This window comes from Nitrospiria bacterium (assembly GCA_036397255.1).
Lineage (GTDB): Bacteria > Nitrospirota > Nitrospiria > DASWJH01 > DASWJH01 > DASWJH01.
In genome coordinates, this window is record DASWJH010000097.1 from 20,583 (window position 1) to 38,159 (window position 17,577).

The 17,577-nt window shown below is 41.7% G+C and carries 16 protein-coding genes; 12 read left to right on the forward strand and 4 right to left on the reverse strand.

Features of this window, described 5'->3' with window-relative positions; all coding sequences use genetic code 11:
• Positions 1-234 precede the first annotated feature (234 nt).
• From VGB26_13165 to VGB26_13190, 6 genes are all read left to right on the forward strand, one after another.
• The gene (locus tag VGB26_13165) at positions 235-1,407 is read left to right on the forward strand and encodes a radical SAM protein (protein HEX9758726.1); all 1,173 of its coding nucleotides are present in this window, start codon (positions 235-237) and stop codon (positions 1,405-1,407) included.
• Positions 1,404-2,567 (forward strand): polysaccharide pyruvyl transferase family protein, encoded by a 1,164-nt coding sequence (locus VGB26_13170; GenBank protein HEX9758727.1) that lies wholly within the window; start codon positions 1,404-1,406, stop codon positions 2,565-2,567. The genes VGB26_13165 and VGB26_13170 overlap by 4 nt, the downstream gene beginning before the upstream one ends.
• Before the next feature lie 105 nt (positions 2,568-2,672).
• Complete coding sequence (locus tag VGB26_13175; GenBank protein ID HEX9758728.1) at positions 2,673-3,920, forward strand: glycosyltransferase family 4 protein; 1,248 nt, start codon at positions 2,673-2,675, stop codon at positions 3,918-3,920.
• Positions 3,921-3,938: 18 nt separating this feature from the next.
• Positions 3,939-4,823: a sulfotransferase family 2 domain-containing protein gene (locus VGB26_13180; GenBank protein ID HEX9758729.1), complete on the forward strand. Its 885-nt coding sequence runs from the start codon at positions 3,939-3,941 to the stop codon at positions 4,821-4,823.
• A gap of 30 nt (positions 4,824-4,853) precedes the next feature.
• On the forward strand, positions 4,854-5,648 hold the full coding sequence (locus VGB26_13185) for a glycosyltransferase family 2 protein (GenBank protein HEX9758730.1): 795 nt from the start codon (positions 4,854-4,856) through the stop codon (positions 5,646-5,648).
• Positions 5,649-5,724: 76 nt separating this feature from the next.
• Entirely contained in the window at positions 5,725-6,909 is a 1,185-nt protein-coding gene (locus tag VGB26_13190; GenBank protein ID HEX9758731.1) for a glycosyltransferase family 4 protein, read from the forward strand.
• Between the two features lie 30 nt (positions 6,910-6,939).
• Here the strand turns inward: VGB26_13190 and cysC are convergent, their stop codons facing one another.
• On the reverse strand, positions 6,940-7,557 hold the full coding sequence (gene cysC, locus VGB26_13195; protein HEX9758732.1) for an adenylyl-sulfate kinase: 618 nt from the start codon (positions 7,555-7,557) through the stop codon (positions 6,940-6,942).
• Positions 7,558-7,982: 425 nt separating this feature from the next.
• On the opposite strand from cysC, the gene VGB26_13200 reads away from it, so the two are divergent.
• Positions 7,983-10,121 (forward strand): hypothetical protein, encoded by a 2,139-nt coding sequence (locus VGB26_13200; GenBank protein HEX9758733.1) that lies wholly within the window; start codon positions 7,983-7,985, stop codon positions 10,119-10,121.
• A 3-nt stretch (positions 10,122-10,124) separates the two neighbouring features.
• Positions 10,125-10,652 carry a hypothetical protein gene (locus tag VGB26_13205; GenBank protein HEX9758734.1) on the forward strand — a complete coding sequence of 176 codons (528 nt, stop codon included), beginning with the start codon at positions 10,125-10,127 and terminating at the stop codon, positions 10,650-10,652.
• On the opposite strand, the gene VGB26_13210 is transcribed toward VGB26_13205, so the two are convergent.
• Genes VGB26_13210 through speD form a run of 3 tightly spaced genes read right to left on the reverse strand, consistent with a single transcriptional unit; the run spans position 10,639 to position 13,484 of the window.
• Positions 10,639-12,117, reverse strand: a complete 1,479-nt coding sequence (locus VGB26_13210; GenBank protein ID HEX9758735.1) for an aminotransferase class I/II-fold pyridoxal phosphate-dependent enzyme — start codon at positions 12,115-12,117, stop codon at positions 10,639-10,641. The two genes, VGB26_13205 and VGB26_13210, sit on opposite strands and share 14 nt — an antisense overlap.
• 46 nt (positions 12,118-12,163) lie before the next feature.
• On the reverse strand, positions 12,164-13,084 hold the full coding sequence (gene speE, locus VGB26_13215) for a polyamine aminopropyltransferase (protein ID HEX9758736.1): 921 nt from the start codon (positions 13,082-13,084) through the stop codon (positions 12,164-12,166).
• Positions 13,050-13,484 (reverse strand): adenosylmethionine decarboxylase, encoded by a 435-nt coding sequence (gene speD, locus VGB26_13220; protein HEX9758737.1) that lies wholly within the window; start codon positions 13,482-13,484, stop codon positions 13,050-13,052. Before speD ends, speE begins: the two co-directional genes overlap by 35 nt.
• 536 nt (positions 13,485-14,020) lie before the next feature.
• Here speD and cysK point away from each other — a divergent pair.
• From cysK to VGB26_13240, 4 genes are all read left to right on the forward strand, one after another.
• Positions 14,021-15,142, forward strand: a complete 1,122-nt coding sequence (cysK, locus tag VGB26_13225; GenBank protein ID HEX9758738.1) for a cysteine synthase A — start codon at positions 14,021-14,023, stop codon at positions 15,140-15,142.
• A gap of 23 nt (positions 15,143-15,165) precedes the next feature.
• On the forward strand, positions 15,166-15,966 hold the full coding sequence (moeB, locus tag VGB26_13230) for a molybdopterin-synthase adenylyltransferase MoeB (GenBank protein ID HEX9758739.1): 801 nt from the start codon (positions 15,166-15,168) through the stop codon (positions 15,964-15,966).
• Between the two features lie 65 nt (positions 15,967-16,031).
• On the forward strand, positions 16,032-17,279 hold the full coding sequence (gene thrC, locus VGB26_13235) for a threonine synthase (GenBank protein HEX9758740.1): 1,248 nt from the start codon (positions 16,032-16,034) through the stop codon (positions 17,277-17,279).
• The gene (locus VGB26_13240) at positions 17,280-17,555 is read left to right on the forward strand and encodes a ubiquitin-like small modifier protein 1 (protein HEX9758741.1); all 276 of its coding nucleotides are present in this window, start codon (positions 17,280-17,282) and stop codon (positions 17,553-17,555) included.
• Positions 17,556-17,577: the final 22 nt, after the last annotated feature.

The following is a 17,577-nucleotide window of genomic DNA, read 5'->3' on the forward strand; positions in this document are numbered from 1 at the left end:
TACACAAGGAATTAATTACAAATAGCTATACATATTTTAATCCTTTTCTATACAAATTAATCAGGAAATAGTAAGATTAACCAGTATTTAGACGGAAGTTTAAACCGTGTGGGGAGAGCGACAATGTGAAGGGAGAAGGAGGTTTTGAGTTGGGTTTTATACCTAAAAAACCTAATAGAATTTATAAAATAAGATAAATTTAATTTTTGTAAACGGAAACCAAGAAAAGTTTATATGAAGAGAATGCTTAAAAAATTAAGAACAAAAGGGTCTTTTTCTAAAAACAAATTGTATCCTGTTTTAAGCACTTTATGGTTTCTTTCCACCCTTAAGTTAATTCCCATTAAAGGAGGTGAGAAAAAGTATCCCAAAGTGATCCAACTTCCTATAACCTATTTTTGTAACGCACGGTGTGTAATGTGTGATGTTTGGAACATGGATTATTCCGGGGAATTAACGGCTAAAGAATTGAAAGCAGTTTTGACGGACCCAGTATTTAAAAAAGTGGAGGGCGTAGGAATTAATGGGGGTGAGCCTTCACTAATTAAAAATTTAGATGAGTATGCTGAGGTTATTATTAATCAATTACCCAATTTAAGGTCGTTAAATATTATATCTCACGGTTTTCATACCTCGCGTCTTTTGGCCCTTTTAAAGTCAATTTATTTTTTATGTAATAAAAAGGGAATTTCTTTTCATGTTTCAGTGTCGCTTGATGGATATGGTGAGATTCATGACAAGGTTCGTGGAATTCCTAAGGTTTTTAAAAAAACATTCGAAACAATAAAAGAAATTAAAGCAAATAGGAGCCTCTATTGCGACTCTTTTGATGTGGGGTGTACAGTTATAAGTCAAAATGTAAATTATTTAGAACAACTTAATGCTTTTGCAAAAAAAATTGAAATACAAATTAAATTCCGGATGGGGATTGAGAATAAACGAATTGAAAGCGAAAAACTTTTTCCTTCTTTTAGTGGATTTAATGGAAAAGGGTTATTTTCATCAAAAACTTTTTTTTATTCTCAATATAAAAACAGCAAAACCATTTCTGATAAATTTAAATATTTTAGCATTTTTAACTCAATTAATAACGGTAGATCAAAAAGGTTGATGGGCTGTAATTGGAAAAATCAGGGAATAACATTAGATTCAAGAGGAAATATTTATTATTGCGCGGTTGAAAGTGAGTGCATTGGAAATTTGAAAAACACTCCTGGGGAAAAAATATTTTTTGATGAGGCCCATCTAAAATATCGGGAATCAATTGTCCAAAATAAATGTGATTCTTGTGTACATGATTACTATGGAAATCCAGAAATTAAAAATTTTTTAATTTTTGTTTTTCAGGTTCTCCACGAGAGATTTTGGGCTAAAATATATGCCTTTAAATTAAGGTTTATGATTTGAAAATAACCATTTTGGGTTGGTATGGAACGGAAACAATTGGAGACCGAGGTACATTTGCTGGAACTTTAAGTATTCTTTTTAAAAATTTAAAAATTGATCAAATTTTTTTAGGTAGTCTTTTCCCTTTCTTTACAGAAAAAACCATCTTTGAAGACCATCCTTTTTGGGCCAACTTAATAGGCTCCGAACCAAATATAAAAATTTTTAACTCTAAAAAATCAAAAGAATTGGAAAGTCATATTACCCAATCCGATATGGTTGTTATTGGAGGGGGGCCCCTCATGCATATTGAATCAATGTATATGTTGGCTTATGCTTTCAAATTTGCGAAGCGGAAAGGTATAAAGAACATTATTTTTGGATCAGGGGTCGGTCCATTTTTCACAAAAAGACATAAGGAGTTACTTACAGTACTTTTTCAATTCTCAGACAGGATTATTTTAAGGGATAGTACATCTCTTATTAATGCAAAAGATATTTTTAGAGAAATGGGAAAGGTTTTTGAAGAAGACAAAATTCTGGTTTCCTTAGATCCTGCAATTGGACCTTGTCTTCATTTTAAAAAAAAGAAGAGTGAAGAATTACCGAAACTTCATTCTAACGAGATAACGGCCTCTATTTCCCTTCGAAATTTCCCAAAGGAATATCTTAAAGAAAATTCAGATCTTGATAAAATAAAAAATCGATTAGAAGAGTTTTACAAAAAATTAAATCTTTCATTTGGTAGAGTTCGTTTTATTCCTATGCATTACTTTACAATTGGTGGAGATGATCGAAAGTATTTAAATAAACTTTATTTTGAATACCCTAGTGAAAACAGTTACGTCCAAAATGTTCCCCTTTCATTGGAAGAAACAATGGATGAATTTTATTCTGCGGATATATGTTTTGGAATGAGATACCATTCTATTATTTTTCAAACCATCCTAAATGGAAAAAATTTTGTTATCGATTATACTGAGCCTAAAAAAGGAAAAACTTCAAATTTTGTCAAAGATATTGAATTTCCAAAAGAACGGTATGTGAATATACAAGAAGAGGATATTCCTAATTCTTTTTTAAATTTAGAGCAAAAACCATTTGTCCCTGATCAACAAATGATTGAGGAAAAACTTAAAATTTATGATAAAACCATTTTTGATCTTTATAAGGGAAATTAATATCCTTGTTTTTATTTGCAGTATTTTTTATGGTCAATATGCAATTTGAGAATTTTAAGGTTTAGATTGGTTTAAAAAATTTAATTGTTTAAAAAGGTAAACTCTTTGAGAGTCCTTCTTGTAAACACATTTGATATTGAGGGAGGTGCAGCCCGGGCGATGTATCGTCTTCATGTTGGGCTTCAGGATTTGGGCCTCGATTCTAAAATCCTGGCTCAAATCAAATCCACGGGGGATGCCAATGTGGTTGGCCCCGAATCCTACATAAAGAGAGGATGGGCACTGGTTCGGTTTGTGGCCGATGGATTTCCGGTTTTGTTGTATCCCAAAAGGGAGCGGACCAATTTTTATACAGCATACCTACCGGATGGACTGAAACAGAAATGTCGGTCCATCAACCCGGATGTGATACATTTTCATTGGCTTGGGGGGGGAGGGTTGCGGATCGAAACGCTTCCCAAGTTAAAGAAACCCCTGGTCTGGACCCTCCATGATATGTGGCCCTTTACTGGGGGTTGCGCATATGATGGGGAATGTGGGCGATATCGGGGGTCTTGTGGATGCTGCCCCAAATTAAACAGTTCTAGGCAAAAGGATCTGTCTTCTTGGATTTGGAACCGTAAAAAGAAGGCCTGGAGAAATTTAAACCTTACCCTTGTCACCCCGAGCAAGTGGTTAGCAGGCTGTGCTCGTTCTAGTTCCCTTTTTAACAATTATTCAATCCGAGTCATTCCTAACGGAATTGATATAAACCGTTATAAACCGATCGAAAAAGGGGTTGCAAGGAATATCATCGGTTTACCTCAAAATAAAAAATTAATTATGATTGGGACCCTTCAAGCTTTAGATGAAAAACGGGCTGGTTTTTCATACATGCAGTCTGCACTGGTAAGGTTGGCTAAAAATGGGTTGAGTGATCAAACTGAAGTCGTTATGGTGGGATGTTCAAAACCACAACCTGCTCCTAATTTTGGTTTAAAAACCTACTTTGTAGGCCGTTTAAACGATGATATCAGTATGGCGTTGTTCTATTCTGCCGCGGATGTTTTCATAACCTCTTCTCTTCAAGAAAACCTTCCAAATATGGTTGTGGAATCAATTTCTTGTGGTACCCCATGTGTCGGGTTTGGGGTGGGGGGTGTTTCAGAGATCATTGAGCACCGCACAACGGGGTATGTGGCTCAAGCGGGGGACTGGGAAGATTTGGCCTTTGGAATTCAATGGGTATTAGAGGACCCCTTGCGTTTGAACCAATTAGGCGACAATGCCCGAAAAAAAGCCAAACATACCTATTCTATTGACCATCGGGCAAGAGATTATATGTCTCTTTATGAAGAGATTCTTTTAAAGTAAAGCAGAATAGGTGAAAGATTGTCTGAGAAGGATTTTCAAACATTAATTTTTCTTCATATTCCTAAGGCGGCAGGAACCACCCTTCATCAGGTTTTAGAGCGGCAATTCCACCGAAAGGAGGTTTTTACCGTAGATGGCGCCCATGTGCCTGAATCCATTGAAGAATTTAAAAATCTGTCCGAAGAGAAGAAAGCCAAAATCAAATGCTTAAAGGGCCATCTCCCATTTGGTTTACATGAGAATTTACCGGGCAAATCAAAGTACATAACAGTTTTAAGAAATCCGGTTGATCGGGTCATTTCCCATTATTACTTTGTTTTACAAACCCCAAAACATTACTTGTACCGGCAAGTTGCCTCAAAAAACCTAACTCTTGAGCAATATGTAAAAGGTAACCTTTCTTCGGAAATTAATAATGGTCAAACCCGTTTAATTTGTGGAGACCCAAGGGTGGATACTGTTTCTGGGAACGGACCGGTGTCACAGGCCACTTTGGAAGCTGCGAAGCGAAACCTTCAGGAGCATTTTATTGGGGTTGGGATCTCTGAGCGATTTGATGAAACGGTTTTGATGTTCCGAAATTTGTTGGGTTGGGAAAATGCTTATTACGCAAAAGAAAATGTGACCCGCAACCGGTCGGCCAAACCGGATGTTGCCCATGATGTTATAAAAGCTATAGAAGAAACCAATGCCCTCGATATTGAGCTTTACGCTTTTGGCAAGGAATTATTTTTTGATCTATTAAAAAAGCACGGTGCGGACCAAGAGGAAGTTAAGGCCTTCAAAAAATGGAATCGGTACTTCGGAATGGCGTATAATTTATCCATGGTTGGAATTCCCAAAAAGGTGGTTAGACGTTTCATTAAAATTTACAAGGAAAATACCGTGTGGCGTAAAAGTTGATTGCATGACTTGAGGGGTTAATTTATTAATTTGGAAAAGGAGCGTCTGTTTTCTGTAATCACGGTTTGTAAAGATGATTTAAAGAATCTAAAACGTACCTATCATGATCTCCAGGCCCAAACTTTTCCTGATCTTGAATGGATTGTGATTGATGGGGAGTCAAAAGACGGTACTGTTGCCTTTTTGGAGGATTTAAACCTATCAAATGCTATTTGGGAAAGTTCTCCCGATCTGGGCTTGTATGATGCAATGAACAAAGGGATCTCTAAAGCCCAGGGAGAATTTTTAATTTTTTTAAATGCGGGGGATTGTTTTGCCTCGGAGGAGACGCTTATAAGATTAAAAGAAAGGGTAAGAAACGCTTCCGATTTTGATTTAATTTATGGAGATGCAATTATTGTTTTTGAGAATGGGGAGGAACTTTTTGAAAAGGCGCGGGGTCCATCCTACTTCAGGTATGGGCAGCCTATCTACCATCAGGCGATTTTATACCGGCGGGAATCCATAGGGTCGATCCGTTTTCAATTCGAAAAGTTTAAAATAGCAGCTGATTATGCTTTTGCTTTAGAACTGATTGCTCAGGGAAGAGAGGCCCTCCACATTCCGGTTCCAGTTTGCAGGTTTTTTTTAGGGGGAATTTCATCCAAAAATACGTTTCAGATATTAAAAGAAGTTTGGATCGCTCAGAGGGATATATTGCATGTTTCTTTGGGAACCCGTTTGATGAGTTATATGATTCATCTAGGTTCCATGATCAGCAAAGAGCGAGTTCCATGGTTATTTCGCGGCCTTCATCGCTTATACCAGAAATGTAACCCCGTTTAAATCAGCCCTGATATGGAAAAAAACGGCTGTTCTTTATAGGCTCCTTAAACCAATGGATTCCCACGAACCCCAAAAAATGTCATTAAAAATTGCTATGGTGGTGGCCTGCCCTTTTCCGGCCAATCACGGGACTCCGGGAGGAATTCGGGAGTTGGCTCAGGCGGTTTCCGATAAGGGTCATAAGGTTCATATTGTTACCTACCATTATGGGGAGGGATTAAATCCGCGTGGTGTTAAGTTGCACCGAATTTGGGACTGGGGGTTTAAAAAGAAAATGGTGGTGGGGCCCACAAAAGAAAAACCGGTATTGGATTTACTCATGGTGGTTAAACTGTGTGGCGTGATTTTCCGTGAAAAGATTGACCTGATTCATGGGCATAACTATGAAGGTGCTCTGATCGGTTTTTTTGCAAGCGTTTTAACCCGAAGACCCTTGGTATACCATGCCATCAATACCATGATTGATGAGTTACCCTCTTATAACTTCTTTAAACCCAAAATTCTTGCGGTCTGGATTGCCCGCTTTTTAGATTTTGTGGTCCCCCGATTGGGAGATGAAATCATTGCCATATCGGAGGATTTGGTCCGGTTTTTAAAAAGCCGGAATATAAGCCAGGGAAGGGTTCACTTAATTCCCCTTGGGGTAGACACCCAACGGTTTGAGGGTTTAGACCCATTGGCCATGAGGAAAAAATATGGGTGGGGGGATCGTCTTTTGGTTGTTTATACGGGAACGGTGGATCGGTTTCAAAGGATTGATTACCTATTAAATGCCATGCAGATCGTTTGTCAAAATATACCCAAGGCAACGCTTTTTTTGGTTTGTAATGTTCCATCCGAAAAAGACCTAAAAGAATGTCACCGTATGGTGGAAGCGTGCAACCTCACGGACCATGTAGAAATTAATCATAAAGCCTCTATGGAGGAGGTTCCTTTTTTTCTTTCGGGGGCCGATGTTGCGGTGGTGAGTCGCCCGGATTGTCCGGGGTTTCCCATTAAACTTTTAAATTATATGGCTGCGGCCAAGGCGATTGTTCTCTTTGAGGGAACCTCCAAGGGCCTTGAGCACCTAAAGAATGCTTTTATTGTGAAGGACCATGATTATCAAGCTATGGCTCAGGGAATTATTACCATTCTCTCGGATTTTCAATTGCGGGAAAAACTGGGAAGGAATGCTAAAGAGTGGGTGGATGAGAAATTTGCATGGCCTACACTGGTTCAACAGATTGAACAGGTTTATTTTAAATTAGTTAATAAATAGAAAGGTGAAGGGCTCCTTAATCAAAGTTTTCTATAGTCCCAGAGAATACAGATAGTTGAGGATTTGTCTGGCGCTTTCTTCGGGAGTTTCCTTGTTGGAATGGATAATGATTTCGGGAGTGGTGGGTTCCTCATACGGATCTGAGATCCCGGTAAAACCTGTTAATTTGCCCGACCGGGCTTTTTTGTATAACCCCTTTGGGTCTCTTTCTTCCAATACATCTAAGGGACAAGTGATAAAGACCTCGACAAATTTGGCCCCATCCCTCACCACATTCTCACGAACATCCTGCCGAATGGCCCGATAGGGGGAGATGGCAGCTACTAAAACCCAAACGCCATTTCGCGCCAGAAGGTTGGAAACAAAACCAATTCTTCGAATATTGGTATTTCGATCGTCTCTGGAAAAACCGAGCCCCTTGCTTAAATTGGTTCGTATCACATCCCCATCCAAAACCTCAATCTTACATCCCCTTTCTCTAAGAGCGGGACCGACCATTTGGCTTAAGGTGCTTTTCCCTGCCCCGGAAAGGCCTGTCAACCAGATGACACCTCCTTGAATGGGTATTTTCTTGGGTTTGCTGGTTCGGGTCCGCGTTCTCTTTGTTGGGTTAGTTTTCTTTCCTTTTGTGTTGGTGGTTTTTTTCAAAGGATCCGTTTATCCTAAAAAATGATTTTTGATTCATAAAAGCAAAAGCCCTATATACAAAAATAACGTTCTTTTCTTTCCCTGTCAATAGGAGGGCCTTTAAAAGAAGGGGTAAAAGGGTTTGGTTCAGGTGGGGTTTTCCAAAAATGGCAAGGAACCCATTGGTTTTTTTTCAAAGGATGACTTTTCCCTGTTTCTTTGACGGTATTTTTTAAAATGATTATTGTTAATTGAAATAATCAATTGTTTTTTTAATAAATTCCGGGTGAAACAGTTTATTTGAATAACCAAGGAAAAAATTGATGATAGAGGTATTTGGTTTTTTCTTTATTAATTTTTTTATTTTTTCTTCGTGGATTCTTTTTTTATGGGCATTCCAAAAAACTTCTTTCCGGGATTCATTGGTTTATGGGGGGATGATTGGAATGATCCAAATTGCCTTTGTCCCTTTATTGTACGGAATACTCAACCGGCTTACTTTTTCTTGGGTTGTAGGGTCCCATTTAACCCTATCCTTAATCCTGGTGGGTTGGGTCATGGTGGGCCGTAGGGCCCGGTTGGGTCCTGGCCTTAGAGATTTTTTTTCTACTCTTAAAATTTGGCTAAGGAAGGTGTTTGGATGGGAAAACTATCTTCTCCTTATTCTAGGGTTTTTTGTTTGGGTGTGGGTTTTAATCGCGGCAATTTTTTTACCCCCCAGGGGCATTGATGATCTGGTTTACCACCTTCCCTCTCTATATCATTTCGTTCAAAACCAGGGAATTGAACTCCTTCCCTTAGATCTTCGGCGTGGGTTTGCCATGCCTTTGAATGGAGATCTGCTTTTTTTGTGGCCTTTACTTTTTTTCGGAAATGATTATTTGATCGATATGGTGGTTTTTTGGGTCGTGCTGTACGGTGTAGGGGTCCTGTATTCCCTTGGGCGACAACTGGATATTGCTCCCAGGCATTCTTTTTTCGTGGCCCAATTATTTATTTTTTTACCCGTCGTTTTAGGGCAAATCGGAAGTAATTATAATGATGTGATCACGGCGGTTTGTTTCCTTTCTCTGCTGAATGCGGTTTTCAATTTTTACCGTACGGGAGAAAAACACCATTTAATAATCGCCGGAATTATTACCGGGTACGGTTTAGGGGTGAAATATAGCATGTTTATTTTCTCGTTGGCGGTTCAACCGATTTTATGGTTGAGATTTTGGGAAGAAAAAAGTTTTAAGAGAGCGCTGGTGCGATACAGTACTTATATCCTCCTGACCATTCCCATTAGTCTTTATTGGTATGTGAGAAATTATCTGGAAACAGGGCATCCCTTTTATCCTCGGATTTTTGGCGGGGGTGATCAAACGGGGATGGTTAGCGGAATGGTACAAGGGGTTGCCCCAAAATTAAAGACAGATTTCGCCTTGGGTGCATTTTTAGAAGATCCCATCAACTTTCTGATGTATCCATTTTTTGATTTGGGTTTGGGAAGTCTACACGGAGGGTTTGGGGTAATATTTTGGGGTCTAGGATTTCCATGCGTAGCCTATTTTCTTTTTCAAGGCGTTAGGAAGGCTTTTAGAAAAGATTGCTTCCCCTTGTTTTTTTGGGGACAAATCCTGGTAGGGTTTTACAGTGTTTTCTTAACCATCAACAAAGATTTTGAGTTTAATCAACGATACGTTTTATTTGTGGTTGGGTTTGGGTTGCTGGCTGTTGGAAATTTGTTTCAAAACCTTAGGGGAAATCTTCCTTTTACCGTTCCGATCCTTAAATTATTTTGTGTGGGGTCCTCTTTTTTGGCGGTCATGCATCTTGCAAGTTATGGCTGGCCCTCGTACCAGATTAAACCGGCGGTGGAGGATTGGTTGGCTAACCAGCAGACCTCTGAATATAAATATTATCGCCAGTCTCCCTGGGACCTTCCCAGTTTGAGTATGGCCTGGGAACCCCTGGATTATTTAACCCGGGAGGGGGATGGATGGAATGTCTACATGGCTGCCACCCATGGGGTTTTCTGGGTGACGCCCACTTACGGAAGTCACCTTCAAAATAAAATTTGGAACTTTGAGGAAAATCCCCAACAGGACCCGGATGCCTATATTTTTCATTATGACTCTCGATCTATGGAGCTGTTTTACCTTGGAAAAAAAATTACACCCGCTGAGGTTCTAAATGATAAACGTTATGAATTAGTGACACAAACCCCCTTCACCACATTTTGGGTAAAACGACAACTATTAGATCACCCGTCCATGGCCGCCCGGTTAGCCGACTATTATGAAAAAACATTTCCTCCCGCCATTCAAACGGCAACTGCCCTGAAACACCTGGTAATGGACGATGGGGTAATCGTGACTTCTTCCCCACTGGGCTATGGGTTCAAATATCTGTTTCTGACCGGAAAAATTAGGTCCCCTGTTTATTTGGTTCCCAGAAATCAGGAAGAGGAATTTGTGAAAAGAGCCGACTTTCAAACCGTTTATACTGTTGGAAACCCTTTAGGGGGATTTCATCCTCGAGATATTGCAGAATTAATGGGTCCTCAAGGCCGGATTTATTTTTACGAAAATATAAAAAAATAGAAAGTGAATAAGGTTGTGATGGATTCCAATGTTTTAAAAAAGGGTTTAATCGCATGGGTCACTTTGGGGTTATCTTTAACCTATTTTGTTTGGGTTGAACGATTCGATTCCCAAACTTTTCAAACCGTCGAGACCGGAGTAAGGATTTATGGAGACACCCTCTTTCCCTGTTTTGTAGGGGCTGCAGTTATTTTGGGAATTCTGTTGATTTTAAAAATGAAGTGGGCGTCCATCGGTTGGATCTGCTATATATCTCTTCTGTTTTATTTTGGTTTTTTAAAATCTTTAAACGGGGGTTGGGTGTCTTTCATTTTAGTGGTGGGATTTGCGGGTTTAATTTATGTGGTATTAAGAAAAAAAAACCATTTTGAGGTTCACTCCTCTTTGGTTCTGATCCATGTCATGGGAACCATGAGCGGGCTTTATATGTCTTTTCATATAAAGGATTTCTTAAATGGATGGATTCCTTTTCAGGAGGTGATTCAAGGCCTATGGCTGTTGGTGACACAGGGAGTGTTTAAGATGTGGTGACCACACCCACCAGGGTATTGCTTTCATTCAACCCATCGATGGTTGCCCCGAGATCAGCCATGATTTTGATATAGTCAATGACTTCTTGGGTGATCACCTCTCCTGGAATTAAAACAGGAATACCCGGTGGGTAAACCGTGACAATTTCCGAGCTGACTCTTCCTATGGATTCAGGGAGGTTTAAATATTCATGTTTTGAAAAAAAAGCTTTGTGAGATGAGGTCTGCACCTTATTCTGAAAAAGTGGAAGATCGACTTTTTCTAATGGCGAGCGTTCCGCTTTAGGGGGGTTGTTTTTGGAAATCTCTTTGAGGGCGTCGACCAACCGGTTCAGGTCATCCCTTCGGTCCCCAATCGACACAATGACCAGGATGTGAAAAGGGTCTGCCATTTCAACCTGGATGTTATAGGTGGAATTTAAAATCTGTGAAACCCGATACCCGGAGAGGCCCAGCTCTTTAACGGTAACAGTCAGCTTGGTCACATCTAAATCACCCATCTTTGAGAAAATCGTCCCCGTTACATTGGTTTTGCCGAAACAACTTACCCCCGGAATTCGGTTAATTCTCAACCGGGCTTCTTCGGCCAGTTTAATGGTTTTTTCCAAAAGCTTGGCCCCTTCGGTGGCCATTTGCATTCTGGCAAGGTCCAGAGAGGCCATCAAAATATAAGAAGGGCTGGTGGTTTGAACCACTTTTAGTGCATTGGTGAGCGCTCTAAAATTAATTTGATTCCCTTGGGCGTGAAGCATAGAAGCCTGAGTCATTCCCCCGATGATTTTATGGGTGCTCTGCACAGCAATGTCTGCCCCCGCTTCTAAGGCAGATATGGGAAGGGAAGGGTGAAATCTAAGATGGGGACCATGGGCTTCGTCTACCAACACAATGATTCCCCGCTCATGGGCATAGGGAATGATCCGTTCAATATCTGCGGTAATCCCGTAATAGTTAGGCGTGGTCAAAAAGAGGGCTTTTGCTTCCGGGTTCTGATCAATGGCGTTTTTGGTTTCTTCAAAGGTGACATTCATTAACACATTTAAATCTGTGTCATAGGCAGGAGAAAAGAAAATAGGGTTTGCGCCACAGAGAATGATTCCCGCCAAGACTGATTTGTGTGCGTTTCGGGCAACCAAAATTTTATCCCCTGGTTTACAGGTGGATAAAACCATGGCATGATTTCCCCCAGTGGTCCCATTGACAAGGAAAAAAGAACGTTCCGCGCCGTAGGCCCGGGAGGCGAGTTCCTGGGCTTCTTTGATGACTCCCCGAGGTTTTTGAAGTGAGTCCACCTCGTCCAGAGTGGTGAGGTCGATGGAGAAAATTTTAGGGCCCACAAATTTACGAAAACGTGTTGAGATTCCCTTTCCGCTTTTGTGACCAGGGGTATGGAAGGAGACCTTCCGACTCTCCGCCAAATTCACCATTGCGTCAAACAGGGGGGTTCGTAACTGTTCTTCATTTTCCATTGTATGTTTACTAGGCGGTGTGGGGTTCCGGGGCCCACGCGGAAGGTTAACTATAAATAAAGAGGGGTTGATTGTCTTCTATTAAGCGTTCTTCTTTTTCAATGGCTCGGCGAACGTGTTTGGGTAAGAGAAACTGACCTTGGTGGACAGCCGAATCGTAATAACGAAGTTCGCCAGTAACTCGATCCTTAATTCTTCGGTCAACTTCTTCAGGAGAAAGGTCCTGAGGACGAAGTTTCTTGGAAGCCAGTTCGAATCCCCACGGCAGACCAAACGAGGGGATCCACGCCTCATAGGGGGACACCACTGGGAAGACAGATTTCAGGGTTTGATAAACTGCGCTAAAATTTAATAAAGAAGTCAATGCCGTGGTCCCGGCTTGTAGTGAAATGATTCCTTCTTTGGTTAAGCGCTTCATTAGGATGTTATAGAACTCCCGTGTGTATAGAAGATAGGCCGGTCCTTCCTCGACAGGCTCGGATATATCAATAATAATGATATCGTATACTTCTTGGGTCTCTTCCAGATATTTCCGGGCATCTAAAAATTGAAGCTCTACTCTGGGATCATCAAATGCACCCTGGTGCCATTCGGGAAGAAATTTTTTGGCGCTTTCCACGACTTCCTGGTCGATATCCACCATCAACACATGTTCAACGCTTTTATGTCGGAGAATTTCCCGGAGGGTGGCTCCTTCGCCTCCCCCTACGACAAAGACCCGTTTGGGGGAAGGGTGGGTGAGCAAGGCGGGATGCACCAAGGCTTCATGATAAATAAACTCATCACGTTCGCTGGATTGCATTTTCCCATCTAGAATCAGGCAACGACCATAATTGGAAATTTCCATAATTTCCATTTGCTGGAATTTGGTCTGCTTGGTGTGAAGAATGGTTTTCACCCCTAGCATATGACCTTCATCCGGACTTAGGAAATCAAGGAACCATTTGTAGTTCTTTGATTCGGTCATTTTCGGTTGCCTCTCCCTTACCGACTTTATGGGGAAGTTTTACGTCTCCCTTGGAAAGAAGGCCCCTTTTTATCTCGACCATGGAGGGGTTTTTGCTTTGAAATTTTTCAATGAGATAAGATGCGGCGACTTCGGGCTTCAAAAGGTCCCCGCATGTAAAAATGTCCACAGCGGCAAAACCATATTCGGGCCAGGTATGAATCGTAAGGTGAGATTCTGCTATCACAACAACCCCGCTGATACCAAAGGGACTGAATTTGTGAAACGAGATCTCAACAATCGTGGCTTTTGCCTGACGAGCTGCCGAGATCAGGATCTCCTGAACTTTTTTAATATCGTTCAGGATTTTGGAGTTGCTATCTTTCAACTCCACCAGCAAATGCGTCCCCAAAGCGTGCAATCTAATTTCCCCCTTTCATCTGATGGGTCAATTTTTTATTTGGGTTAGGCTAACACCTCCTTCAGATCATGAGATTCTGAAATCATTCGGTGTAACTATAACGAAAAATACGTTTTTGTCAAGGAAATTCGACGGGTTGTATCGGTTTAATTTTTCCTTATTTTCTCAACAACCCTTACCGATAAAATGTTTTTTCCGTTTGGGGTCCCATCACACCCGATCACAGGCCTTCCACGAATAGTAGGGCACGAAAAAACATTTTGCGGTTGATGCACTATACACATTTTAGAGAAGATTGCAAGAAGAAAATGACTAAAAAGGGATTTTTAAAACAGGTAAACCAAACTCATTGATGGGGTCAGAAAGATAAAACTTATTTTAAAAATTGTTACACAGGTCATCAAAGTAAAAAATTCGATTTAATTGTGACGGGATTTGGGCGATAAGGGGTTGTATTTTTGGAGAAATCTCCTTGACAACAGATTGAAATTCTGATACTTTTGGGACATTGTGGTTTTTTTTATTGCGGAGCTAGAATGCGAATTAAAATAAACGGAAAAGAAGAGGAAGTCCAAGAAAAAACAGTATTGGCCCTTTTAAAAACAAAGGAGATCGAACCTCAAATGGTCTCCGTGGAATTCAATTCAAAAATTCTCAACCGGGAGGATTTTTCTCAGACTAATCTTAAAGAGGGAGATAGAATTGAGTTTCTTTTCTTTATGGGAGGAGGAGAACCCGGTGTTCCTCAAGACGTGGTGGAACTCATTGGGAACACGCCTATGGTTCCTCTGCGACGGGTTGGAGAAGGAAAAAGAGCCGATCTTTTTGCAAAGATTGAATTTTTTAACCCGGGCGGAAGTGTGAAGGACCGGATTTGCCTGAGCATGATCGATGAAGCTGAGAAACAAGGAAAAATCCGCCCAGGATCCACTATTATTGAACCGACCAGTGGAAACACAGGGATCGGGCTTGCGCTGGTTTCAGCGGTTCGAGGGTATAAACTTATTTTGGTAATGCCCGAGAGTATGAGTATGGAGCGAGCCAGTCTTCTTTCTTCCTATGGATCCCAATTGGTTCTAACCCCAGGCTGGGAAGGCATGAGAGGTGCAATTAAGGAAGCCCAAAGCATTTTGGAGCAGAATCCAAGCTATTTTATGCCCAATCAATTTGAAAATCCTGCAAACCCAGCTATTCATCGTGCCACTACCGCTCTCGAAATTTGGGATGATATGGATGGAAAGGTGGATGCTTTCGTGGTGGGGGTGGGAACGGGGGGAACCATCACAGGTGTTGGGGAGGTTTTGAAAGAGAGAAACCCAAGGGTCAAAATTATTGCTGTTGAACCAACCACCTCTCCTGTTCTCTCGGGAGGAGATCCTGGTCCTCATAAAATTCAGGGCATTGGGGCGGGGTTTATTCCAAAAATTTTGAACCGCCAGGTTTTGGATCAAATTATTACCGTGGAAGATGATGAAGCTTATCGAATGGCAAAGCTCTTGGCTAAAAAAGAAGGGTTGCTGGTTGGCATTTCTTCGGGAGCCAACGTACATGCTGCCCTTCAGGTGGCGCAGGAGTTGGGCCCTGGAAAGCGGGTGGTTACCTTGTTGCCGGATACAGGGGAACGTTACATTAGCATTGAAAAATATTTTAATATTTAGGGAGTGGTTTGTAAAAGGAACCCATGGGTTTTTCAGAAGAACAGATTGAACGGTATAGTCGCCATATTTTATTACCCGAAGTAGGTGGCAAGGGTCAAAAGAAAATTGGGGAAGCCAAAGTTTTCATTGTTGGGGCAGGGGGGTTAGGCTCTCCGGTTGCCCTTTATTTGGCGGCCGCGGGAATCGGGACTTTGGGGATGGTCGATGGGGATGTGGTCGACGTGTCTAACCTGCAAAGACAAGTCATTCATCATACCCAGGATGTGGGTGTTTTGAAGGTTCGTTCTGCCAAAAAAAAGATTGAAGAAATGAATCCCGATGTGAAGGTTGTAGTCTTTGAAGAACATCTCCACTCAAAGAATATTCTTTCTTTGATCCGAGATTATGATATTTTAATCGATGGGACTGACAACTTTCCGGCAAAATTCTTAATCAATGATGCTGCTGTTTTAAGCCAAAAACCTTTGATTCATGGAGGTATTCTGCGTTTTGAGGGTCAGGCCATGACCATTATTCCTAATCAAACTGCTTGTTATCGATGCATATTTAAAGGGCCTCCTCCTTCTGGCCTGGTTCCTAGTTGTCAGGAGGCAGGTGTGCTGGGGGTTTTGGCCGGCTTAATCGGGACCATTCAGGCGACGGAGGTGTTAAAATTAATTCTGAATATTGGGAACCCTCTTTTTAATAGGATTTTAGTCTATGATGCTCTGAAGGTCCGTTTTAGAGAAGTTCCCGTCAAGCGGAACCCTGCCTGCCCGGTTTGTGGAGAAAAACCGACCATTACCGAGTTGGTAGACTATGAACAAGAGGTCTGCAGGATTTAATGATCGTTTTACGTTTTGTTATTCCAGGTTAACCCCTTCCGATGGGAAGGGTCAAATGAGAAGAAATGGCTAAAATGAAAGGGTTAAAATGTCGTGAGTGTGGAAAGGGCTATCCCCTTGATCCCATCCATGTTTGCGAGTTTTGTTTTGGTCCTTTGGAAGTGGTTTACAATTATTCAGAAATTGCGAATCAATTTTCCCGAAAGGATATTCTGAGTGGCCCCAATAGCCTTTGGCGTTATCATGCGCTTCTCCCTGTGGAAGGTCCACCCACGGTTGGGCTTCACGGGGGGTTTACTCCGATGCTGCATGCCAAGAATCTCGGGAAATACTTGGGATTAGATGAGCTTTACCTGAAAAATGACACGGTTAATCATCCCACCCTTTCTTTTAAAGACCGGGTGGTTGCCGTTGCTTTGACCCGGGCAAAGGAATTCGGGTTTTCTACCGTTGCCTGTGCTTCTACGGGGAATCTTGCCAATTCGGTGTCTGCTCATGCCGCTGAAGCCCAATTGAGGTGTTTTGTCTTTATTCCAAGCGATTTGGAGATGGGGAAGATTCTCGGTAATTTAATTTTTAAACCCACGGTGGTGGCCGTTGAAGGCACCTATGACGATGTGAATCGGTTGTGCAGCGAAATCGCGGGGGAGTACCCTTGGGCTTTTGTGAACATTAATGTCAGGCCTTATTATTCGGAAGGGTCAAAAACCTTGGCGTTCGAAACCGCTGAGCAACTGGGGTGGAATGCACCGCAACACGTGGTGGTTCCCATTGCTTCAGGCTCACTTTTGACTAAAATTTGGAAGGGACTCAAGGAGTTTGAAACGTTAAAGTTCATTGATCCCATTCAAACCCGAGTTCATGGAGCTCAGGCGGAGGGATGTTCACCCGTGGCCAGCGCCTTTCAGGAAGGACGGGATTTTATCAAACCGGTGAAACCCAAAACCGTTGCAAAATCCTTGGCCATTGGCAATCCAGCTGATGGATTTTATGCTATCAAAACCGCCCGTGAGAGCAATGGGGTAATTGAAATGGTGAATGATCCCGAAATTGTAGAGGGAATTCAGCTGTTGGCTCAGACCGAAGGGGTGTTTGCGGAAACCGCGGGAGGGGTGACCATTGCCGTCCTCCGGAAATTGGTAAAACAAGGGGTGATTCAAAAGGGAGAGGTAACCGTTGCCTATATTACCGGGAATGGTTTGAAAACACAGGAGGCAGTTCGACATGTGGTAGATGAACCCACCCGGATTCGACCCAGCCTTTCTGATTTTGAGAACACCTTTGGTTTGGACCAAGAAAAGGAAAAAAAATAAATGGCTGTTAAAGTTAGAATTCCAACCCCTCTTCGAAAGTTAACATCGGGATTGGGGGAAATCAAAATCGAAGGAACCACTGTTCAGGAAATTATCGATAATTTGGAAAAAGAGTACCCTGGAATGAGAGAGAGACTTTGTGATGAAGGGGGAGAGCTTAGGCGTTTTGTTAATTTTTATTTGAACGAGCAGGATATACGTTTTATCAAAGGGAAGGAAACCCCCCTCCAGGAGGGGGATGAGATTTCGATCGTTCCTGCCATTGCGGGAGGTTGATGTTTAACACCGAGGAAACCAC